Here is a 22,403-nt window from a genome sequence, read left to right as displayed (position 1 = left end):
TCTGAGATCAGGGAGAGCCCAGCGATCAGCCCGTACTCGACAGCAGATCAGGCTTCGCGCCGCGCGCTCACAGTGATCGCGCCGGCCGCGTGCAGGCTGGTCAGCAAGGTCCAGTCGTCGGCCGGGTCGAGCCAGACCTGTAGCCGCGCGGGCCCCGACGGCCTCGGCAGCGCACCGGCGGGCTCGTAGAAGGTCGAGACCAGGACCAGGGGAACCGGCGCCTCCCATCGAGACGGGGCCGGCGGCTCGTGCCGCCCGCCGAGGATCACGGCGCGCTCCGCCTCGCCGCACGCGTCGAGTTGTCCGGCGGCGAGCTCAGCTTGCAGCCTGACCTGCACGTCCATGGCGAAGCGGACACGCGCCGTCGCCCGCTCGTCGTCGGTGGCGAGCCGGACGTAGCCGGGGACGAGCATCCCGACCAGCTCGGCGGGATCGTCGGCGTAGCCACGGTAGGTTCCGCCCGCATGGATCATCTCGTAGCGGTACGGGCGGCCGTCGCCTTTGACGGGTGGGGCCGGGGGTGGTTCCGTCGCTGAGGTGTTGCGGATGATCATGGGCGCCCGCCAGTCGTTCTGCGCTGTCATTCCGGGCGCACCCAGCGGGTGGCGGCGTACAGGGCGGTGAGCTGCTCCTTGTCGGCGGCCCGCCAGAACAGCTCGTCCATCAGAGATCGGAAGGACAGGCTTCCCCACTCGGTGAGGTCCGGCCCGGGATACCGATCGAGGAGTTCGGCGTGGGCGCCCAGCGGGTCACGCCGGCCCCGGTTGGGAGCATCGCCCAGCGTCGCGTTGCGAAAGGCCGCCTCGACCAGCGCGAGCGAAACCTTCGCCTGCGCCTGGATCACGGCGGGGTCGAGCGAGCCGTCCCACAGCCGGAACTCGATGTGGTCCTTCGAGGACCCCTTCATGCCCTGCATGTTCACCGCGAAGTTGTGGCTGCTGTTGAGGCGCCGCACCGGAGCCACCGACTCGTACCCGGCGGCGGGTAGCGGGTTGGGGTGGCAATGCTTGAGGCCGCGGTGGCTCTCCCGCTCTGGATTGTGCCCGAGTCTGAACAACGTGTCGGTGTGATGGCCCGCGTAATTGAGCACGCTGGTGTAGTTCTCCACGATGTGGTCGTAGTCGTGCGTGCTCACGTGGACGTGCCCGCCCGTCGAGGAGCTGGCCGTACCGCCGTGCGATCGGATGATCTCGCAGGCGATGCGGAGGTTCTCCCACGTCGCCGGCTCGTCGTACAGGATGGGCGATACGAGTTCGCCCGCGACCGTGCCGTCCAGTTCCAGCTTCCACAGACCGCGCCCGCCGTTCTTGCCTGAATGGTAGCTCTGGCCCTGAGCGGTGTGGTAGCCGTGCACCCGGGCGTCGCCGGTCAGACCTGCCTTGTGCAGGGCGCGGGCGATGGCCTCCCGGGCTTGGCGGGCGATGTGCTGGGGCAGGTCGAACTCGAGCTCCAGCCCGAACCCGCGCCCGCCGTCACGGGCCGCCAGGGATGCGGTGGCGTTCTCGAGCATGTAGGGAATCACCGCCTCTCCCCTGGCGGCGCGTTCCACCGCCTGATCGTAAGCGCTCCGGAACGCCGCGAAATCCCTGGTGAAAGACGCCTCGGGACGATCCGGCCAGCGCTGCCACGCCTTGGCTCGGGCTTCCAGCGAGGCGACTCGTTCCTGCTCCGCCACGACCAGGGGGTCGGAGCCGGCCAACCGTGACAGGGCGCGGCTCAGGCCAGGGTGGGCTCGGCGATAGGCCTGCAGCGCCTTCGCGTGTTCGTGGATCGCGGCCTGCCGGGCGTCTCGGACGGTCGAGGCGGAGAGATCGTGCAGCCCCGGCGGGACGTTCTGCGGGTCCGGCAGCCGGCCGGCGTGTGGGGTCAGGGCGTCGAGCACCTGGCGCCGATCGACCGGTCCGAAGAGGTCGAAGCCGTTGCGCTGGGCCTCGACCGCGCTCCGCGCCAATCGTTCGACGGAATGGTCGAGACCCGCCTCCCCCGCCAGCCGGCGCAGCGGGTCGAACACCCACAGCCGGGATGACGGCTCGGAGCCGGTGATCTCAGCGAGGCGGGAAAGCGCTCGCGCCTCCTCCTGGCTCGGATGCGCGATGCCGTTCTCGGCCGCGATCCGCAGTCCGCCCCAAAGGTACGGGTCTCGCGCCCGGTAGGCGGTGATGCGGCCGGTGAGGTCCTGATGGTCGGCCGCCCGCGCCAGGTCGGCACCGTGCGCCTGCGCGTCCTCGGCCAGGCGCACAAGGTGCTCGATGGAGCGTCCTTGCCCGACATCGTGGGCCAGGCGCTCCAGCGGATGGACGGTATCAATGCCAGAAATCGTGACGATCTCCTCCAGGCGTGCGGTCAAACGTGCCGTCGGGTCACGGAGCTCGGGCAAGGAATGCCTTTCGGCCAGCACCACGCCGTTCCACAGGTACGGGTCTTCCTGCCAGAACCGGTCCATGCCCGCGAGGAATCCCGTGTCTCCGATCGTCCCGGCCGGGAAGTAGCCGTTGTTGTGGGCCGCCCGGACGACCGGGAGTAATTGCCGGACGTCGGGAACGCCGTACCGGTCGAGCGCGGGTCTGATGAAGTTCCGGACTCTGCCTTGAGTGACGGGGTCGCCCATCATCGCGATCATGAGCCCGATCGTCCGTGCCTGCGTGGCGGTCGCGTCACGGAGGGAGAACCGGGATTGGTGCCGGTACCCCGTCCAGCGGTAAGGGTCCGCCGCCATGCTCCTCCTGAGAATGCCGGTCAGGTCCGTACGGTCGGTCGCGCTGTCCGGGGACATCCCATGCCGCGGGGCGTCGTTGAAGACCTCGACCAAGGCGTCGAGATCAGGGCTCAAGCCGAGTTCGGCCGCCAGTTCGTGGATGGCCCTTCGCGGGTTCGGCCCACCGGCGGATCGGCTCATCGATGCCAGAGCTCTTGCCGTCGTGTCGCTCTCGTCGGTGACGGGCAGCTGTTCTGCCAGACGCCGGCCCTCTGCCAGGAGTTCCTCATCCGGCACGGCCGGGGGAGACTGGTCTGTGCCCTCCGGGGGGCCGCTGAGCAGCCGTTCGATCCGGTTCGGCGTGCCGTCCTGGTGCGGACGGCCGTTGCCCGGCGGCCAGCGGTGGACGATCGCCGCGGCTTCGGCGAAGTTCCGTGGCCGCGGATCCGCTATCGGAGACAATCCGTCGGGAATCGGGGAGCCGGGCACCTGATGGGCTCCGGCTGCCGGGGGCGTCGGGTCAAGGGGTCGCGTTCGGCGGGAACCGGTGCCGGGGTCCGCCAGGATGCGTTCGAGTTCCGCGCGTACGTCGGGCCATGCTCGGGCGAGGTCGGGGTGCAGCTTGAGGCGCGACACCTCCTCCAGCGGCACCCATGCGTTGTCGAGGGACTCACGGGATGCGGGCCACACGTCAGCCAGGTGGGACATCTCACCGATGACGGTGTCGAACGCCCAGCCACCGTGGTCGTCGTGGTGGACTCCCCGCACGTTCACCTCGCGCGGGTCCAGCCTGTTCTCCTCGCCGGCTTCACGGAGGGCGGCATCGATCGGATTCTCGCCAGGGTGGCGGGCGCCACCATGCAGTCCCCACGTCCCTCCGTGATGCGTCTCCATGGAGCGGAGTTGCATGAGGACGCGAACCTCACCGCCAGGACCGCGGTGGAAGGGCAGCAGACCTGCCCCGTCTCCGGTTCCCCAGTGCCTGTGCCCCTGCTCGCACTGGGTCCATCCGTCGCCGGGCTTCGAGACCTGCCAACCGGCTGGAAGGTCGGGATTCGCTTCGGGACCGGTCCCGGCGAGTTGCGGTGGCCGCAGCACGGTGACCTCGCCGGGCGTGGCGAGCAGGACGAACTCGTTGAGGGGTAGCTGACCCATTCCGGTCCACGGGGTGGACAACACCCGGGAGGCGGGGATGACGCCCGCCATGACCGCCCCGTCTCCCAGACCGGTGTACCGCTTGGCGACGCCGGGCATGGCGGTCCAGGACTGCAACGGCAGTGCCGGCGGAGCTTGCACGACATCGCCGTTCGCGGCGTCCGCCAAGCTCGTCACCGGATGCAGCGGGTTGAACGTCATCCCTCGGTAGAGCACCAGCTCTTCGATCCCACGGCGTTCCAGTTCGCGCTGCGTCTCCTCGTACTGCTGCCGGAGGAAGTCACGCAGCATGTCGCCGCTACGGGCATGAACCTTCCTGGCGGTCCTGTTGCGGCTGGCATCACCGTACGTCGCCAGGTCGAGGACCCCGGTCAGCCCGAACTCGTCGAACGCTGCCATGTGCATGGCCAGCCGATCCGGCACCATCTCACTGGCGCCGTATCCCCATGTTCTCAGGAGCTCCTCGACGGCCAGCCGTCTCGCTGTGTGGTGCGCTTCGGGCGAGTCGAACGGTATCTGGCGGATTATCCGGCGTGGCCCGTCCGCGTACGTGCGAGAGCCTTCCACGAAAGACGGGACGGAGCTTCGTTCGACCGCCTGCCAGGTCCTGATGGTCCTTCCCATGACGCGGACCTCGCTCAGGATGAGATCGCTCCCGGCGTCGCCGATCGCCGCCTGCAGGCTTTTCCTGCGCCCCACCCCGAGCATGTCCTTCGTCGAGGAACGCATCGTGTCCATCAGCCTGTCCACCGCCGTGGAATCGGAGGCCTCCCAGGCGGGACCGCTGATCGGGTCGTATTCGCCGTCCCGGCTGAGCAGGTCCGCCACCCGCTTCGTCGCCGGCTCGATCCGGCGAGGGTTCTCCGGCAGTGCACTGGACCGGGCGGAGGGCACGCTCGCCTCGCCCTGGAGGGCCGTACGCGGGACATCGGCCGTGACACCTGATGCGGCCCCCTCCACAGGGCGGTCCCCTTGGCCGGAGGAGTGCGGACGGATGGACGCCGCCGCCTCGGCGACCGGCGAGGGAGCCGCGAGCACCGCCTCGCCGGGCCGGTCCCCGTGACCAGTCACAAGACGAGCCGCGGGCGGGCCCGCCCCGGGGTCCGGGGCGGGTCCCGTCCGGTCGTGGGGCATCTCCGAGAGCGTCGATGTCTGCGGGTCGGTCGCCGGCGGTGTGCCGTGCTCGCGTGGCGGGTGGGAGGCGGGTAGAGCGGAGTCGTCCGCGAGGGGCCGCTCCGGCCCGTCCTGGCCTGTCGATGCCGGTTCGGCGGTTCTGGGAGCTCCGCTCCCCTGACCATGATGGCTGTCCTGTTCGACGCTGCCGGCGCCGTCGGAGGGCGCGCTGATGACCGCCGGGACGGTGGCTGGGAGCAGTGAGGTGCGCGGGAGACTGCCCGGATTCGCGGCCTCGGCCCGCGGAGCGGCGGCGGCTTCGCTGATCGGGGTCCGCTCGGCCGGGAGGTTCTGCGGGGGTCGTGCGGGGGTTCCGCCTTGTTCGGCTCTGTGCCCGGCCGTGCTGTACAGCGGCGTGTCCTGGCGCCGGATGACCTGGCCCACGATCATCCCGCCCGGGTACGGCTGGGGCAGATAGGTACCCGGTTCGGACGGTTGGCCATCGGCCGGGGTGTCGTCGTCGGCGTGGTGTTCGGGTCGAGGGTGGTCCGCCAGGGCAGTTGTGTCGTGCGGGGTGTTGTCGTGCGGTACGGGTCCGAGAGGGGGCGGGGACTGTCCTCCGGGTGGGTTCGGCGGGTCGGTGTCGACGTGCGGGGCGTGGATGGGGGGTGTGTCGCCGAGTTCGGCGACCGCCCGCATCGGGGTGTAGCTCACCCTCGCCGAGGCGGGGACGTCGAGCCCGCCCGCGACGCCGGAGATGAAGGTGTAGGCCAGGTGCGAGGCGTCGAGTTGACCGCTGAGTGCCAGCCCCGGGACGGCGCCGGCGGTGCCCGCCACCCCGCCCAGCAGCGCCTGGCCGTAGATGCTCTGCCCGAGCGCCGCGATCTTGTCGCGTACCGCCAGCTCGGCCTCGGACGCGACGTACACCATCTCCCGGCTCAGCAGACGCGACAGACCCGCGTTCGCACCGGCGAACAGGGCACCGGTCAGCGCTCCGCTGCCGGCCGACATCGCCAGCGACGCGACGTCGAAGTCACCCGCTTCACGATCCCCCCAGATCTGCTGCGCCACCTGCACGCCGAGGTCCAGGCCGCCCATGATGCCGGCGAACTTCAGCATGTTGATGAGGACGAGCCGCTTCACCGTCTGGATGTTGACCTGGGTCAGCAGCGTGTTGTGCTGGATCAGCCCGAGAACGCGCGGGCCGTTGACGTAGATCCACACCAGCAGCTTGACGATCACCGCGCCGAGCAGCGCCAGCGAGGCATAGATCATCCACTCGGTGTGCTGCATCCGCACGCCGTGCTCGCGCAGGGATGCCGCCTCGTTCCGAAGGGCCTGCTCCAGCAGGTCGAGCAGCGCCTCCTCCGAACGGGGGTCATCCGCTTCCGGCTGCCCGCCGAGCGCGGCGAACACCTGCTCGAACGTCTCCTTGGCGGAGCCCTGCCATTCATGGCCACGCAGCATCCGCACCACCGCGTCGGCGTCTTCCGACTTGATCTTCGCCAGGAGGTCGGCCAGGTTCTCCAGCGTCTCCGCTTCGGCGATGATCCCGTCGACGTCGGACTCGGGGAAAGCCCCGCCCGTCAAGGGCAGCGCCAGCGGCTTCACCAGGTCGGGCACCAGGCTGAGATCAAGCCCCATCAGGCGGTGTCATCTCTCTCGATCGAGTGTCGTGATCGGCAGGGGCTGATCACGATGGCGGCCGTGGAGCCCGCGGCTGCTCTGGCGTGCCGGGGCGCGGCAGGAACGACTCGAAGCTCGTTCCCTCGCCGAACAGGTCCTCGAACGGAAGATCCGGTACGCCGAAGGGCTCCATCAGCTCCTTCATGTCACCGGAAACCTGCCGGGTCGCCCGCCCGATCTGATCGACGATCGAGGCGGACAGCTCAGAGGGCGACAGCCTGCGGTAGACCCGGGGGTCCAGCTCGATCGTCCGCACCTCACCGCGGGGGCCGACGGTCACGGTCACCATGCCGTCCTTCGACCTGGCCGTCGCCGACAGCTCCCGTACCTTCTCCTGCATCATCTTGAGCTGCTCGGTCTGCTGGTTGACCTCCTGGACGAGTTGCTCCAGCAGCCGCCACGGCTCGTCCGTCGTCATCACTGTCCCTCACGTCCGACCACACAAGCATCAAAGACCTCAGGAGCATCATTCTTTCCGGTTTTTTGGTGAATATCGACATGAAGCGCACTGATAGCTAGGCTGCCCAGCCGTGGAGTTCAACGGCGCCGCCTACAGCCACAGCCACCTTCACCGGCTGGCGAGCGCGGCGGACGGCATGGCCGGTGACGTGTCAGGCGCTCACACCGAGTTCGAGGCGTCGTCGGGCGCGGCACGCGCCGCCGTGGGCGACGACGACTACGGGCGCACGTACTGGCAGGCACACGGCCAACGGCTGGAGAACATCGGCACCGGGCTCCAACTGCTGGCGACCGCGCTCCAGGAGCAGGAGAAGCGCCTTCAGAGGGTGTCGAAGACGTACAAGGCCGGCGAGGACGCCAGCACCCTGCGCACCTGAGTGAGGCAGGCTCCGGGATTGCCGAACCGGACCACGTGACGGCCGCACCCGTTTCGCGATGATCGCCGGGCTGGGCCACATCCTCCTGACCGTGGGCCTGGTTCTGCTGTTCGTCGCGCTGGGCAAGCGCATCCCCGCCAAATCCGCATCGGCTGGCGACCCGGCGTCGGACCGGACAGCTCGCCGGGGAATCGCCGCTGCCTTGATGCACCGCGAGCACGGGGCAGAGGGCGATCACCCCGGCGATCTGGCCTGAGCAGGTCGTAGTGCCGGCCGGGGCCGTGGATGCCCCGGTGCCGCCGTGGTGGCGGGCACCGAGGCCACGGCTCTAATCCACCTCCACGACGGCCTGGGCGAACTGGGCCGAGTACAGCCGGGCGTAGGCGCCGCCCGCGGCCAGCAGCGACTCGTGCGTGCCCTGCTCGACGATCCGCCCGTCCTCCATGACCAGGATCAGGCTGGCGTCGCGGATCGTGGACAGCCGGTGGGCGATCACGAAGCTGGTGCGTCCCTCCCGCAGCGTGCTCATCGCCCGCTGGATGAGCACCTCGGTCCGGGTGTCGACCGAGCTGGTCGCCTCGTCCAGGATCAGGATCGCCGGCTCGGACAGGAACGCCCGGGCGATCGTGATCAGCTGCTTCTCGCCCGCGCTGACCGTCGCGCCCTCCTCGTCGATCACCGTGTCGTAGCCGTCGGGCAGCGTGTGCGCGATGCGGTCCACGTGGGCGGCCTCCGCGGCGGCCTCGATCCGCTCGCGCGTGGCAGCCTCCGCCCCGTAGCCGATGTTCTCCGCGATCGTGCCGCCGAACAGCCAGGCGTCCTGCAGCACCATGCCGATGTTGGCGCGCAGCTCCTCCCTGGACATCTCGGCGATGTCGACGCCGTCGAGCGTGATGCGGCCGCCGGTCACCTCGTAGAACCGCATGATGAGGTTGACCAGCGTCGTCTTGCCCGCTCCGGTGGGGCCGACGATGGCCACGGTCTGGCCCGGCTCCACGGTCAGCGACAGGTCCTCGATCAGCGGCCTGTCCGGCGCGTAGCGGAAGGACACGTTCTCGAACGCCACGCGCCCCCTGATCTGCGCGGGCCGCGCCGGCTTGCCGGGCTCCTGGGACTGCTCCGGAGCCTCCAGCAGTTCGAAGACCCGCTCGGCCGAGGCGATGCCCGACTGCACCAGGTTCGCCATGCCGGCCACCTGGGTCAGCGGCTGGCTGAACTGCCGCGAGTACTGGATGAAGGCCTGCACGTCGCCCAGCGAGATCGAGCCCGAGGCCACCTTGAGCCCGCCCACGACAGCGACCAGCACGTAGTTGAGGTTGCCGATGAACATCATCGCCGGCTGGATCATCCCGGAGATGAACTGGGCGCGGAAGCTGGAGGCGAACAGGGCCTCGTTGTGCTGGTCGAAGGTCTCGGCCGCCTCCTTCTGTCTGCCGAACACCTTGACCAGCGTGTGCCCGCCGTACATCTCCTCGATGTGGCCGTTGAGCTTGCCCGTCGAGGACCACTGCTTGATGAACTGCGGCTGCGACCGCTTGCCGACGGCCGCGGTGACGTAGATCGACACCGGTACGGTGACCAGCGCGATGAGGGCCAGGATCGGCGAGATCCAGAACATCACCACGAGCACCGCCACGACCGTCAGCACGGACGAGATGAGCTGGCTCATCGTCTGCTGCAGCGTCTGAGCGATGTTGTCGGTGTCGTTGGTGGCGCGGCTGAGGATCTCGCCGCGCGGCTGGCCGTCGAAGTAGCTCAGCGGCAGCCGCGCCAGCTTGGCCTCGATCCGCTCGCGCAGCCGGAACGCCGCCCGCTGCACGACGACCGTGGTCAGCCGGAACTGCAGGATCCCGAGCAGCGCCGCCAGCACGTAGATCGCCAGCACCCAGCCCAGCACCTGGGCCAGCGCGGTGAAGTCGATGCCGTGGCCGGGCACCACGTTGATCGACGACACCAGGTCGGCGAACGTGCCCTGGCCCTTGGCACGCAGCCCGGCCACGGCCTGCTCCTTGGTGATCCCCGCGGGCAGCTGGGCCCCGATGATGCCGGAGAAGATCAGGTCAGTGGCGTGGCCGAGGATCTTGGGACCCGTCACGGTCAGCACGACGCTGGCCGTGCCGAGGGCCAGGACGACGGTCAGCAGCGCCCGCTCAGGGCGCAGCAGCCGCAGCACGCGGCGGAAAGTGCCGCCGAAGTCGAGGGCCTTCTCGGCGGGCCCGCCCATCATCCTGCCCGGGCCGAACCCGGGCTGCGGGCGCCGCGCGGGCGCTTGAGTGGTCACGCTGCAGCCTCCTGTTCGGTGAGCTGGGACAGAACGATCTCCCGGTACGTCGGGCAGGAGGTCATGAGCTCGGCGTGGTCGCCGATGCCGACCACGCGGCCGTCGTCGAGCACGACGATGCGGTCGGCGTCGCGGATCGTGTTCACCCGCTGGGCCACGATGACGATCGTGGCGTCGGTGATCTCCTCGGCCAGCGCGGCGCGCAGCCGGGCGTCGGTGGCGTAGTCGAGGGCGGAGAAGGAGTCGTCGAACAGGTAGATCTCGGGGCGGTGCACCAGTGTCCTGGCGATGGCCAGGCGCTGGCGCTGGCCGCCGGAGACGTTCGTGCCGCCCTGGGAGATCGGCTCGTCCAGGCCGCCGGGCATCGCCTCGACGAACTCGCGGGCCTGGGCCACCTCCAGCGCCCGCCACAGCTCCTCGTCGGTCGCGTCCGGCCTGCCGTACCTCAGGTTGGAGGCCACGGTGCCGGAGAAGAGGTAGGGCGACTGCGGGACCAGGCCGACCGCCCGGGAGAGCACGGCCGGATCGAGCTCGCGTACGTCGACGCCGTCGACCAGCACCTCACCGGCGGTCGCGTCGAACAGGCGGGGGATGAGGTTGAGCAGCGTCGTCTTGCCGCTGCCCGTGCTGCCGATGATCGCGGTGGTACGGCCGGGCCGCGCCGTGAAGCCCACGCCGGACAGCACCGGCTCCTCGGCGCCCGGGTAGCGGAAGTCCACGGAGCGCAGCTCCAGCTCGCCGATGCGTCTTTCCGGGGTGACGGGCTTCGCCGGCGGGTGGACGGTCGGCTCGGTGCCGAGCACCTCCTCGATGCGCTCGGCGCAGACCTCGGCCCGCGGGATCATCATGAACATGAACATCGCCATCATCACCGACATGAGGATCTGCATCAGGTAGGCGATGACCGCGGTCAGCGCGCCCACCTGCATGCTCCCGTCGGCGATGCGGTGGCCGCCGAACCACACCACGGCGACGCTGGACAGGTTCACCACCAGCATGACCGAGGGGAACATCAGCGCCATCAGCCGCCCGACCCGCAGCGACACATCGGTCAGCTGGTCGTTGGAGACGCCGAAGCGCTCGCGCTCGTGCCTGTCGCGGACGAAGGCCCTGATGACCCGGATGCCGGTGATCTGCTCGCGCAGCACCTGGTTGATCCGGTCGATGCGCTCCTGCATCGTGCGGAAGAGCGGGCGCATCCGCACCACGATCAGGCCCACGATGACGATCATCACGGGCAGCACGACGAGCAGCAGCGACGACAGCGCCGCGTCCTGGCGCAGCGCCAGCACGATGCCGCCGACGCACATGATCGGCGCGGCCACCATCATCGTGAAGGTCATCAGCACGAGCAGCTGGATCTGCTGCACGTCGTTGGTGGTCCGGGTGATCAGGGACGGCGAGCCGAACCTGTTGACCTCCTGGGCGGAGAAGTCCTGCACCCGGTGGAAGATCGCGGCCCGCAGGTCCCTGCCCAGGGCCATCGAGGTCCTGGCGCCGTAGTACACGGCCACGATCGAGCAGATGATCTGGATGAGCGTCACACCGAGCATCACCAGCCCGATGCGCATGATGTAACCGGTGTCGCCCTTGACGACGCCGTCATCGATGATGTCGGCGTTGAGTGTGGGGAGATAGAGCGTGGCCAGTGTCTGCACGAACTGGAAGAGGACCACGAGCGTGATCTCTTTCCCGTACGGCCTGAGCTGGACCCGCAGGAGACGGAGCAGCATCAAGAGGCGCTTTCTGTCGAAGGGGTGGTGTGGGGCCGCACGAGCAGCCCGTCGAGCAGGACGGAGACGATCTCCTCGTCGGCCATGTCTCCGAACTCGCCGCCCAGGCCGAAGCCGCGGTGCACGCTCACCGCGACCAGCATGAGGAGCAGGTGCGCCGTGCCCTCGGGAGAGCGACGCAGCCGGTCGCGGTCGGGCTCGACCAGGGCGGCGATGGCCGTCCCGATCCGGCGCCGGCCGTCCATCATCCGCTCGCGGAACTCCGCGTCGTCGGCCAGGAGCTCCCTGGGCGCGGCGATGAGGTTGGCGTTGGTGCTCATCCCCGTCCGCAGCATCGTGACCGCCTCGCGCAGTCGCGCGCGCAGCTCGGTCTGCGTGCCGATGGCCGCCAGCGCGTCCACCGCCGGCTGCGGGTCGAACGCGCTCATGAGCGTCGCCCGCAGCAGCGAGGCCTTGTCGGGGAAGACGCCGAAGATCGTGCCCTCGGCCACGCCCGCGGCCTCGGCGATCTGGCGGGTGCTCACCGCGGCGCCGTACTCGCGCAGCAGGGGAAGCGTGGCGGCGATGAGCGCGGCACGGCGGTCTTCTGGGGCCATGGCCGGCACCCTTCGCCTTCTAGTCATGGGGAGAAGCTTAATGAGCGAGTACTCACTCGTTCAAATGGTTATTTGTCGGCACTGACCGCTACGCTCCCATCCGTGCTCAAACCTTGGTTGCCCGGCTTCCTGCTGCTCGCCGCCATCTGGGGCAACAGCTTCTTCTTCATCAAGGTCGCGGTGGAGGTCCTGCAGCCGCTCCAGGTCTCCTTCGGCAGGATGGCCATCGGGGCGCTGGTGCTGCTGACGGCCGTGCTGTTCGGTGGCAAGCGGCTGCCGCGCGACCCGCGCCTGTGGGGCCACTTCCAGATCGCCTCGATCGTGCTCACCACGCTGCCCTTCACCCTTTTCGCATACGGCGAGCAGTACGTGTCCTCCGTGGTCGCCGCCATCTGGAACGCCACCACTCCGCTCTGCACGCTCGCCTTCACCCTGCTGCTGCGCAGCGAGAAGCCGACCCCCGGCCGGGTGGCGGGCCTCGGCCTCGGCTTCGCGGGCGTCATGGTCGTGCTCGGGGTCTGGCAGCCGCTGGCCGGCGGACAGCTCGGCGGCAGCCTGGCCTGCTTCGGCGCCGCGGCCTGCTACGGGCTCGGCGGGGCCTACATGGGCCGCTTCATCACCGGGCGGCGCCCCGAACCGCCGGTCGTGCTGGCCGCCGGTCAGCTGCTCAGCGGTACGGTCCAGCTGGCCGTGGTCACGCTGCTGGCCGGGGTGCCGCTGGTGGACCTACACGCGCCGGCCTCGGTCTGGTGGAGCCTGGCGGGGCTCGGCGGGCTCGGCACCGGGGTGGCGTACCTGCTGCTCTACTGGGTGCAGGTCCGCGCCGGGGTCACCACGACCTCTACGGTCACCTACCTGCTGCCGGTCTTCGCCGCGATCTCCGGGGTGGCCGTCCTGGGCGAGAGCATCAGCTGGAACCAGCCGGTCGGCGCCCTCGTCATCCTCGTCGCCATCGCCCTCACCCAGCGGACCGCCCGCCGCCCCGTTTCTGCTCTTCCCGAAGAGGCTGTCCAACGCACCTGACCCACCGGCCAGGACCACCTTGCAACGGCCGATATCGCCGAAACGTTTTCCATGCGACCGGTGCTGGAGAAAATAGCAGCGGAATTACAGAAATATAGTCTCTCGACACCGCCTGATGCGCGGCCATGAGGGTGCGTATTACATTATCCACGACGGCGCTACATAATCACCACAGTGGCCCCATACAACTAGGCTCACCTGCACAGACGCAAGATCCTCACACATTGGTCGACAGACGACCGAAAAGCGGATGGAGACCACCCACCCGCTTTCCGGAAATTACCCTTACCACTTGTGTCAGGCGTGGCTTCGTACGCGATTTGAACACCGCCCTAAACATTTGTCCAGGCCCTTGTCGAGGGACTTTAGATCACCTACTGTCCAGGTGATCAAATCACCCCCCGCTTTTAGGAGGCCTGGTTGCGCCGATTAACGTTCACCGTCACTGTCGCGGCGGTGTTACTCCCCCTGCTCTCCCCTGCGGCATCCGCCACCACTGCCAATGCGGCGGACCCGGACGGAGTCCAGCAGGTCGGTCCGGGTCTGTACTTCACCGACACCGACACCTTCCAGATCAACGAGAGCGATGTGCCCACCGGTTCGATCGGTCGTACGCACGGCGTGGCCACCGGGGGCGGTGACCTGGCGCGGCCGCAGTCGGCGCCCGTGTCCCGCCCCGAAATGGCGGTGTTCGGGCCGGGCTGGCAGGCCGAATTCCTCGGCGGCGAGATCGACAGGAAGCTGGAATCCCAGAACGGCGCCATCGTCGTCACCGAACTCGACGAGGGAACCACGACCCGCTATGACCTGAAGAGCAGCGTCTCGTTCCCCGACGGCGGCGGCGTCCAGAAGTATGAGAGCGCCGACGGTTCCAAGATCTCCGAAACGACCCGGTGGGATTCGGCGGCCGGGGCGATGCGCACCTCCATCTCCGAGACGGTCGCGATGGACAAGGGCGCCACGGAGACGGGCGACGACAACTTCTCCCAGAGCAATGCCGAGCTCAGCCTCACCTACGCCTGGAACAAGCTCGACGGGCTGCAGAGCGCCGACAAGTGGAGGGTGACCGCCACCGGCAACACCGCCTACGGCACCTCAACGGTGGCGTACGACTCCCTTGGCCGCGTCAGCACCGTCAAGGAACCGGCCGCGGGCGAGACCCCCGAGGAAACGCTGACGATCATCTACGCCTCGTCGACCACGGCCACCTCCTCGTCGTTCGGCGACTACGCCGGCCGGCTCAAGCAGATCACGCTCACCTCCGGCTCGGAGGCGCCGCTGACCGTGGCCAGCTACGGGTACGACGCCAACGGTCTGCTGCGCACCGCGGCCAATCCCAGCCTGAGCAGCTCTCCCTCCTCGACCTACGCCTACGACCCGATCGGACGCCTGACGTCGATCGACTCGCCCACGGACGGCGGCTGGCAGCTGACCTTCGCGGACGGCACCGCGGCCCCCACCGCGACCGCCACCGACACCTCGCGACAGGCCGCCGGCGGCCCCCTCCAGGGCGCGACGGGAATCAACGACCCCAATGCCACCGCGCCCGACCCGGGCGACTTCCTCCCCGGCGACATCTCCAACCCGCAGGCCTACCCGTCGTACTGCAACGACGCCTGGAAATGGCTGTACTACCAGAGGGCCGGCTGCGCGGCCTGGGTCGCGCATTACGGCTGGCGCAAACCGCTCTGGCGGAAACTGCCCAGCAAGCGCTACGTCATGGGCATCGACTACGACCACTGCACGAACGCGCCCGACCGCCCGCTCGGCTTCGATTTCCGGCCGGCCTGCGACATGCACGACTACGGTTACGGGCTGATCGGCAACACGTACAAGAACTACAGGTACTACCTCGACAGGTACCGCAAGTCCCAGGTGGACGACGTCTTCTATCACACGCTGAAGAACTGGACCTGCAACGCGTACAACATCTTTGTGCGCTCCACCTGCAGGAGATGGGCGTGGGTCTACCGCCAGGGGGTTCGCCTCGGCAATCCCAAGAACGGCGCGAACGCCACGCACTGACGAACCACCGGCCGGATGGCGGGACAGCTCGCCATCCGGCCCTCCTTTCATTCGCGTACCAACACGGCAGGCGGGCATGACCAGGATCGTGACGAGGATTCTCCGGCGCAGGCACGGAAGAAGGGCGGCGCTGGTGGCCGGCTCTTATCTGGCCGTCGTGGTGCTGTCGGCCGGATATGCCGAGTACGTCTCCCTGACCTCCGGCACCCCCATCGGGGCGGGCGTGCTGCTGATGGTCATCACACTGCCGACCTCGCTCATAGTGCTGCTCCCGCTGCAAGCCGGCATCGCGGAAGACGTCCTGGACGGCGACGCCCTCACCCTCGCTCTGGTGGCGTGCGGCGCTTTCCAGGCCTGGCTGCTGTGGCTGCTCCTTCGCGGGCGCCGCGTCCGATGAACGGCTGATTCAGCCGCGACCCGACCTCGGCCGCTTCCACGGCCACGGTCTCTTCCTTCCGGAATGAGGTCCCACGCCACCGCTCACGCGGATCCGGCATTCTTCACGGCGAGAGGAGTGAAATAGCGGGTCAGACCTCGTCTATGCTGATCGCCCCTTCGTTGGGCCGCCGGGACAGATCGATGCCGAGCTCTTCCGCGGCGCGGAAGACGTCCTCGTCGGTGTCGCGCATCTCGATGGACATGCCGTCGCTGGAGAGCACCTCGACATTCAGGCACAGCGACTGCATTTCCTTGATGAGGACCTTGAAGGACTCCGGAATACCAGGCTCGGGGATGTTCTCGCCCTTGACGATGGCCTCGTAGACCTTCACCCGGCCGAGAACGTCGTCGGACTTGATGGTCAGCAGCTCCTGCAGAGCGTAGGCGGCGCCGTACGCCTCGAGCGCCCACACCTCCATCTCACCGAAGCGCTGGCCACCGAACTGGGCCTTACCGCCGAGCGGCTGCTGGGTGATCATGGAGTACGGGCCGGTCGAACGCGCGTGGATCTTGTCGTCGACCAGGTGCAGCAGCTTGAGGATGTAGACGTAGCCGACCGCGATCGGGTACGGGAACGGCTCACCACTGCGACCGTCGAACAGCCGTGCCTTGCCGCTGCCCTGCACCAGCCGATTCCCGTCACGGTTGGGAACGGTGCTGCCGAGCAGCCCGACGATCTCTTCCTCGTGGGCGCCGTCGAAGACCGGCGTGGCCATGTTGGTGCGCGGGGCCACCTTCTCGAGGCCCTTGTCGCGCAGCCGCTCGGCCCAGGCCTCCTGGATCCCGGAGATGTCCCAGCCTCTGGCGGCGATCCACCCCAGGTGCATCTCCAGCACCTGACCGACGTTCATTCGGCCGGGCACACCAAGGGGGTTGAGGATGATGTCGACCGGGGTGCCGTCCTCCAGGAACGGCATGTCCTCGACCGGCAGGATCTTGGAGATGACACCCTTGTTGCCGTGCCGGCCGGCCAGCTTGTCGCCGTCGGTGATCTTACGCTTCTGCGCCACGTAGATGCGGACCAGCTCGTTGACACCCGGCGGCAGCTCGTCGCCCTCCTCACGGGAGAACACCCGGACGCCGATAACCTTGCCCTGCTCGCCGTGCGGCACCTTCAGCGAGGTGTCACGCACCTCGCGGGCCTTCTCACCGAAGATCGCGCGCAGCAGCCGCTCCTCCGGCGTCAGCTCGGTCTCACCCTTCGGGGTGACCTTGCCGACCAGGATGTCACCGGGCACGACCTCGGCACCGATCCGGATGATCCCGCGCTCGTCGAGATCGGCCAGCACCTCCTCGGAGACGTTCGGGATGTCGCGGGTGATCTCCTCGGGGCCCAGCTTGGTGTCGCGGGCGTCGACCTCGTGCTCCTCGATGTGGATCGAGGACAGGACGTCGTCCTGCACCAGCCGTTGCGAGATGATGATCGCGTCTTCGTAGTTGTGGCCCTCCCACGGCATGAACGCCACCAGCAGGTTCTTGCCGAGCGCCATCTCGCCCTTGTCGGTGCACGGGCCGTCGGCGATGACCTGGTTGACCTCGACCCGGTCACCTTCGGCCACGATCGGCTTCTGGTTGAAGCTCGTGCCCTGGTTGGACCGCTTGAACTTGGCCACCCGGTAGGTGGTACGGGTGCCGTCGTCGTTCATGACCGTGATGTAGTCGGCGGAGACCTCCTCGACCACACCGGCCTTCTCCGCGCTGAGGACGTCGCCCGTGTCCGTCGCGGCACGGTATTCCATGCCGGTGCCGACCAGCGGCGCCTCGCTCTTCAGCAGCGGCACCGACTGCCGCTGCATGTTCGCGCCCATCAACGCCCGGTTGGCGTCGTCGTGCTCGAGGAAGGGGATCATCGCGGTGGCGACCGACACCATCTGGCGCGGCGACACGTCGATGTAGTCGACCTCGCCGGAGCGCACGTACTCGGTCTCGCCGCCCTTGGTGCGGACCAGGACACGGGACTCGGCGAACGAACCGTCGGAGTTGAGCACCGTGTTGGCCTGCGCCTTGACGTAGCGGTCTTCCTCGTCGGCCGTCAGGTAGTCGATCTGGCCGGTGACCTTGCCGTCGACGACCTTGCGGTACGGGGTCTCCACGAAGCCGAAGGCGTTGAGGCGGCCGAAGCACGCGAGGTAGCCGATGAGGCCGATGTTCGGGCCTTCAGGGGTCTCGATCGGGCACATCCGGCCGTAGTGGGACGGGTGCACGTCACGCACCTCCATGCCCGCCCGCTCACGGGACAGACCACCGGGGCCCAGCGCGTTCAGACGCCGCTTGTGCGTCAGACCGGCCAGCGGGTTGATCTGGTCCATGAACTGCGACAGCTGCGAGGTGCCGAAGAACTCCTTCATCGACGCCACGACCGGGCGGATGTTGATCAGGGTCTGCGGCGTGATCGCCTCGACGTCCTGCGTCGTCATGCGCTCACGCACGACGCGCTCCATGCGGGCCAGGCCCAGGCGGACCTGGTTCTGGATCAGCTCGCCGACGCTGCGTATGCGGCGGTTGCCGAAGTGGTCGATGTCGTCGACCTCCACGACGACCTCACCCACCGAAGCCTCGCCGGCGTGCAACCGGACCAGGTATTCGATCATCGAGACGATGTCGTCCTCGGTCAGGGTGCCCTGAGAGATCTCCGAGTCGACCCCGAGCTTCTTGTTGATCTTGTAGCGACCCACCTTGGCGAGGTCGTACCGCTTGGGGTTGAAGTAGAGGTTCTCCAGCAGGGTCTGCGCCGACTCCTTGGTCGGCGGCTCACCCGGCCGCAGCTTGCGGTAGATGTCGAGCAGCGCGTCATCCTGGCCGGCCGTGTGGTCCTTCTCCAGGGTGGCCCGCATCGACTCGTACTGGCCGAACCGCTCGAGGATCTGCTCGCTGGTCCATCCCAGTGCCTTGAGAAGCACGGTGACGGCCTGCTTGCGCTTGCGGTCGATGCGCACACCGACGCTGTCGCGCTTGTCGATCTCGAACTCCAGCCAGGCACCCCTGGACGGGATGACCTTGCAGCCGTACAGATCCTTGTCGGACGTCTTGTCGACATTACGTTCGAAGTAGACGCCGGGCGAACGGGTCAGCTGCGAGACCACGACACGCTCGGTGCCGTTGACGATGAACGTGCCCTTCGGCGTCATGAGCGGGAAATCGCCCATGAACACCGTCTGGCTCTTGATCTCACCAGTGGTGTTATTGATGAACTCCGCCGTCACGAACATCGGGGCGGAGAAGGTCATGTCCTTGTCTTTGCACTCATCCACTGAGTACTTCGGCGGCTCGAACCGGTGGTCGCGGAACGACAAGGACATGGTCCCCGAGAAGTCCTCGATCGGACTGATCTCTTCGAAGATCTCTTCGAGGCCCGACTGAGTCGGGACGTCCTTGCGCCCGGCCTGGCGAGCCGCCTCTACCCGGGCCTTCCACTTCTCGTTTCCAAGCAGCCAGTCGAAAGACTCGGTCTGCAGGGCCAGAAGGTCAGGAACTTCGAGGGGCTCCTGGATGCGCGCGAATGACACGCGACGGGGACCAGCGGGTACGGCGGAGGCGTTGCGCGAGGCTGCCAACAGATGTCCTTCCGGAGGGCACGGATGGAATCGGACTGCGCGCACGCCAAACGCCCCGGCGAAATCCGGGGCGCGCGAGGCAGCGCGAGGGAGCAGCATAACGCAAATGGGAAACTAATGTCCACGCTTACTATTAGTGTCAACCTCTGGTGCCACCATCACTATTTCATGCCCTGGGTGGATTCGTCAATCGCGCCGTGACCGAAGCCGACCGGCTACCCGCGTGTGCGCCGGCCGAGCAGGGCCAGCAGGCCGGCCATGACCACCCCGAGCGCCGCCAGGGAAAGACGGTCGGCGAGGGTCTCCCCGTTGGCGATCACCCCGAACGCCGTGTGCGCCACCAGCGCGCCGCTCGCCAGAGCGAGGCTGTGCCGGTCGCTCCACGCGTCCGCCGTCGTCCACCGGCTGAGCAGCCACCCGGCCGCCACCGCGAGGACCGCCGCCGCCACCATCGGCACCGCCACCCAACCGCCCCGCGTGAAGGCCGGGTGCTCGGCACCGCCGAAGGGGAACAGCAGCGCCAGATACCCGAACGCCACCACCGCGCCGAACCCGCCGGCGAACACCGGTGCGGGAGCGGTCACGGGGGACGGCGTGCCGGGACGCCGGGGCGTGAGGCGCAGCGCGACCACGGCGAGCAGCGCGACGGCCACCAGGCAGCCGATCAACACCTCGGGCGGTGCCTGGTAGCCGGGGTCGATGGAGGTCGTCACGGTCAACCGCAGCAGCATGGCGCCGAGTACGAACACCACCCCGGCCACCACCAGGCCCGTCCGCCCCAGGTACGGCTGACGGCGCAGCCCGGGGAAGATCAGGTCCAGCAGCAGGATCGGCAGGGCCACGCTGAAGACCGCGTGGTAGGGGATGTTCAGCTCCGTGTACGCGCTGTTCAGCCCGAGAACCCGGGGCGCCCAGCCGGCCACGCCGTAGATGGTCGGGCTGGTGAGCGCCTGCAGCGCCAGCCCCTCCTCGACGATCCCGTACGCGGCCCCGAGCAGCAGGATCGCGGCCCAGCCCCGCCCCGCACGGCGTACCAGTTCGCGCACCAGCACCGTGCCCGCGCCGTAGATCGGCACCCACAGGAGTATCAGCCACGCCTGGCGGAGCGGTGGGTTGCCCAACGTGAGCTCGGCGACGACCGGGGTGAGCGCGGCCAGCAGAAGTGCGGCCCAGCGGCCGCGTGCCTTGGAAGTGACCATGCCCCCACGCTCCCTGAGGACAGGGGACGGCCGCTGCTGCCGGAAGGCCGGTCTATGGCAACTCCGGTCGTTTGCCGATGGTGACTTTGGTTGCTTACCGGCGGCCGGAGGTGGCGGCTACGATCGGCGGTTGTGTTCGTGGCCGGGGTGGAGGACGTGCGGCCCGGCTGGATGCGGTCGCGGCGCGACTGGGCGGTCGGCGCCGGTGGCTTCGTGCTGGCGCTCGCCGGGGCCGCCGCGGTGGTCTGGGGAGACCTGGCCCCGGGCGTGCCCGGGTGGTATCTGGCGGCCGACCTGGCGGGCGGGATCCTGGCCTGCGCGGGGCTGTGGTTGTGCCGCAGATGGCCGGTGGCGGCGGCGCTGGCCGTCATCGCGCTGTCCGTACCGGCCGCCGCGGCCTCGGTGGCGGCGGGGATCGCCACGCTCATCGCGGCGCTCTACCGGCGCCCGCCCGCCGCCGTCGCGGTAGGGGTGGCGTGGGTGGCCGCGACGTTGATCAGATTCGCGCTGCGGCCTCCCGGCCTGGCGCCGTACATCGTGTGGGCGCTGGTCGGCGTGCTGATCGGCGGGGCGCTCACCGGCTGGGGCATGCTGGCGCGGACGCGGCGCGAGCTGATGCTGTCGCTGGCGGAACGGGCCCACCGCGCCGAGGCCGAGCAGCGGATGCGTGCGGAGGAGGCGCGCCGCGCCGAACGCCTCGGCCTCGCCCGCGAGATGCACGACGTGCTCGCGCACCGGCTCTCGCTGCTGGCGGTGCATGCCGGGGCGCTGGAGTTCAACGCGGAGGCGACGCCGGGCGAGGTCGCCGAGGCGGCCGGGGTCATCCGGTCGAGCGCCCACCAGGCCCTGGAGGAGCTGCGCGCGGTCATCTCCGTGCTGCGCGACGGCTCCTCGTCCGAGCTCGCCGAACCAGGTCAGGAGCTCGCGCCGCTGATCGAGGAGTCGCGGCGGGCGGGGATGCGGGTCGAGCTGCGCGACCATGGCGTACGGCTCACCGGCCTGCCGGAGGCAACGCGGCGTACCGCGTACCGGGTGGTGCAGGAGGGCCTCACCAACGCCCGCAAGCACGCGCCCGGCGAGTCCGTCACGGTGCTCCTCTCGGGCACGGCCGGCGGCGAGCTGACGATCGAGGTACGCAACCCGCTCGGAGCGGCGGGAGGGCTGGGTTCGACCGGGGCCGGAGCGGGGCTGGCCGGGCTGGAGGAACGGGTCTCGCTCGTGGGCGGGCGTCTGGAGCACGGGCGAACAGGCGACGAGGGGCCGCGCGGGCGCGTGAACGGCGGCGGGTTCCGGCTGGTGGCGCGGCTACCATGGCCCAGTGAGTGAGCCCGCCCCCATCCGGGTCCTGATCGTCGACGACGACGCGCTCGTACGTGCCGGACTGACGCTGATGCTCAAGGGCGCGCCGGGCCTGCGGGTGGTGGGCGCCGTGTCAGACGGCGGCGAGGTCCAGGCCGCCGTGGGTGAGCACTCCCCCGACGTCGTGCTGATGGACATACGGATGGCCGGGATCGACGGCATCGACGCCACCAGCCGGCTGCGGAGCCGCCAGGGCGCGCCCGAGGTCATCATCCTGACCACGTTCGACGCCGACGAGCACGTGTTCAGGGCGCTCCGGGCGGGCGCGAGCGGGTTCCTGCTGAAGGACACGCCGCCCGAGGGGATCGTCGAGGCCATCAAGCGGGTCGTGAACGGCGAGCCCATCCTGTCGCCCAGCGTCACCCGGCGGTTGATCGCTCACCTCGTCCCCGAGGAGGAGAGCCGGCGGCAATCCGACGCCCGGCGCCTGCTCGGCACGCTCAGCGAACGCGAGCGCGAGGTCGCGCTCGCCGTCGGCCAGGGCAAGCCGAACGCGGTCATCGCGGACGAGCTGCACATGAGCGTCGGCACGGTGAAGGGCTACATCTCGCGCATCCTCACCAAGGCCGGCCTGGACAACCGCGTGCAGCTGGCCCTCGTCGTCCACGACGCCTCGTAAGGACACTTCCCCGCGCCCGGCGCAGCACCTGCTTTCCCGGCTCTTCACTTGCCCGGCCATCACCGGCTCGCCTGCCGTCACTCGGCGATGA

15 protein-coding genes are annotated in these 22,403 nt (G+C 69.0%); 7 read left to right on the top strand and 8 right to left on the bottom strand.

What is annotated here, in order from left to right; all coding sequences use genetic code 11:
• Positions 1-47 precede the first annotated feature (47 nt).
• From ACQPWU_RS16970 to ACQPWU_RS16960, 3 genes are read right to left on the bottom strand one after another with little or no spacing between them, the layout of a single operon-like run.
• Positions 48-584 (bottom strand): hypothetical protein, encoded by a 537-nt coding sequence (locus tag ACQPWU_RS16970; protein ID WP_433441056.1) that lies wholly within the window; start codon positions 582-584, stop codon positions 48-50.
• Positions 581-6,607 (bottom strand): NUDIX domain-containing protein, encoded by a 6,027-nt coding sequence (locus ACQPWU_RS16965; RefSeq protein WP_433441054.1) that lies wholly within the window; start codon positions 6,605-6,607, stop codon positions 581-583. Before ACQPWU_RS16965 ends, ACQPWU_RS16970 begins: the two co-directional genes overlap by 4 nt.
• A gap of 49 nt (positions 6,608-6,656) precedes the next feature.
• Positions 6,657-7,067 carry a YbaB/EbfC family nucleoid-associated protein gene (locus ACQPWU_RS16960; RefSeq protein WP_433441052.1) on the bottom strand — a complete coding sequence of 137 codons (411 nt, stop codon included), beginning with the start codon at positions 7,065-7,067 and terminating at the stop codon, positions 6,657-6,659.
• 112 nt (positions 7,068-7,179) lie between these two features.
• Between ACQPWU_RS16960 and ACQPWU_RS16955 the strand changes: the two genes are divergently transcribed.
• Together ACQPWU_RS16955 and ACQPWU_RS16950 are read left to right on the top strand one after the other, a co-directional pair.
• The gene (locus tag ACQPWU_RS16955; RefSeq protein ID WP_433441050.1) at positions 7,180-7,485 is read left to right on the top strand and encodes a hypothetical protein; all 306 of its coding nucleotides are present in this window, start codon (positions 7,180-7,182) and stop codon (positions 7,483-7,485) included.
• 58 nt (positions 7,486-7,543) lie between these two features.
• The gene (locus tag ACQPWU_RS16950; RefSeq protein ID WP_433441047.1) at positions 7,544-7,741 is read left to right on the top strand and encodes a hypothetical protein; all 198 of its coding nucleotides are present in this window, start codon (positions 7,544-7,546) and stop codon (positions 7,739-7,741) included.
• 72 nt (positions 7,742-7,813) lie between these two features.
• On the opposite strand, the gene ACQPWU_RS16945 is transcribed toward ACQPWU_RS16950, so the two are convergent.
• Genes ACQPWU_RS16945 through ACQPWU_RS16935 form a run of 3 tightly spaced genes read right to left on the bottom strand, consistent with a single transcriptional unit; the run spans position 7,814 to position 12,095 of the window.
• Positions 7,814-9,766, bottom strand: coding sequence for an ABC transporter ATP-binding protein (locus ACQPWU_RS16945; RefSeq protein WP_433441045.1), 1,953 nt, complete (start codon positions 9,764-9,766; stop codon positions 7,814-7,816).
• Positions 9,763-11,499, bottom strand: coding sequence for an ABC transporter ATP-binding protein (locus ACQPWU_RS16940; protein WP_433441042.1), 1,737 nt, complete (start codon positions 11,497-11,499; stop codon positions 9,763-9,765). Before ACQPWU_RS16940 ends, ACQPWU_RS16945 begins: the two co-directional genes overlap by 4 nt.
• Positions 11,499-12,095: a TetR/AcrR family transcriptional regulator gene (locus ACQPWU_RS16935; protein WP_433441040.1), complete on the bottom strand. Its 597-nt coding sequence runs from the start codon at positions 12,093-12,095 to the stop codon at positions 11,499-11,501. The genes ACQPWU_RS16940 and ACQPWU_RS16935 overlap by 1 nt, the downstream gene beginning before the upstream one ends.
• A gap of 102 nt (positions 12,096-12,197) precedes the next feature.
• Between ACQPWU_RS16935 and ACQPWU_RS16930 the strand changes: the two genes are divergently transcribed.
• The 3 genes from ACQPWU_RS16930 (at position 12,198) to ACQPWU_RS16920 (ending at position 15,540) form a co-directional block, all read left to right on the top strand.
• Positions 12,198-13,118, top strand: coding sequence for a DMT family transporter (locus tag ACQPWU_RS16930; RefSeq protein ID WP_433441038.1), 921 nt, complete (start codon positions 12,198-12,200; stop codon positions 13,116-13,118).
• 420 nt (positions 13,119-13,538) lie between these two features.
• Positions 13,539-15,143, top strand: a complete 1,605-nt coding sequence (locus tag ACQPWU_RS16925) for a phospholipase A2 (RefSeq protein WP_433441036.1) — start codon at positions 13,539-13,541, stop codon at positions 15,141-15,143.
• Positions 15,144-15,231: 88 nt separating this feature from the next.
• Positions 15,232-15,540, top strand: a complete 309-nt coding sequence (locus ACQPWU_RS16920) for an SCO4225 family membrane protein (protein WP_433441034.1) — start codon at positions 15,232-15,234, stop codon at positions 15,538-15,540.
• A 130-nt stretch (positions 15,541-15,670) separates the two neighbouring features.
• Here the strand turns inward: ACQPWU_RS16920 and rpoB are convergent, their stop codons facing one another.
• The gene (gene rpoB / locus ACQPWU_RS16915) at positions 15,671-19,135 is read right to left on the bottom strand and encodes a DNA-directed RNA polymerase subunit beta (RefSeq protein WP_433441032.1); all 3,465 of its coding nucleotides are present in this window, start codon (positions 19,133-19,135) and stop codon (positions 15,671-15,673) included.
• A gap of 215 nt (positions 19,136-19,350) precedes the next feature.
• Positions 19,351-20,334: a hypothetical protein gene (locus ACQPWU_RS16910; protein ID WP_433441030.1), complete on the bottom strand. Its 984-nt coding sequence runs from the start codon at positions 20,332-20,334 to the stop codon at positions 19,351-19,353.
• Between the two features lie 132 nt (positions 20,335-20,466).
• Here ACQPWU_RS16910 and ACQPWU_RS16905 point away from each other — a divergent pair, with 132 nt between their 5' ends.
• Complete coding sequence (locus ACQPWU_RS16905; protein ID WP_433441028.1) at positions 20,467-21,660, top strand: sensor histidine kinase; 1,194 nt, start codon at positions 20,467-20,469, stop codon at positions 21,658-21,660.
• Entirely contained in the window at positions 21,653-22,312 is a 660-nt protein-coding gene (locus ACQPWU_RS16900; protein ID WP_433441026.1) for a response regulator, read from the top strand. Before ACQPWU_RS16905 ends, ACQPWU_RS16900 begins: the two co-directional genes overlap by 8 nt.
• Positions 22,313-22,403 lie beyond the last annotated feature (91 nt).

Source organism: Nonomuraea sp. CA-141351 (genome assembly GCF_050944675.1).
Classification (GTDB): domain Bacteria; phylum Actinomycetota; class Actinomycetes; order Streptosporangiales; family Streptosporangiaceae; genus Nonomuraea.
This window is presented reverse-complemented; position numbering and strand designations above follow the sequence as displayed.